At 77.1% G+C, this 301-nt stretch carries 1 pseudogene; it reads left to right on the plus strand.

From position 1 onward, the window contains the following. Positions 1-25 precede the first annotated feature (25 nt). Positions 26-301: pseudogene (locus tag MKL01_RS06310) on the plus strand (hypothetical protein); the annotation flags it as partial.

Raw genomic sequence — 301 nt, forward strand, 5'->3', positions numbered from 1 at the left:
GGGCGCGTGGGCGGGGTCCGGCTGCGTGGACTGGCGGGTCGGGATCGCCGGGCCGTACGACCGCACCAACGACGGGCTGCTCGCCCGCGGCCTGGAGGCCGACACCGGACGCCGCCGGATCGTCCGCTCCGGCGGTGCCGCCACCGGCGCGCGGGGCCTCGCAGGGACCACGTTGCTCTCGGTGAGCACCCGGCTCTACACCAACCAGCCCGGACGGGTCTCGATCTTCGGCCACGCGCTGGACCGGGAACCGTCCCGGGCGCTCGCCCGCCTCGGCGTGGTGTTCCAGGCGCGCACCCTC

This window comes from Methylobacterium sp. J-070, assembly GCF_022829385.1.
Lineage (GTDB): Bacteria > Pseudomonadota > Alphaproteobacteria > Rhizobiales > Beijerinckiaceae > Methylobacterium.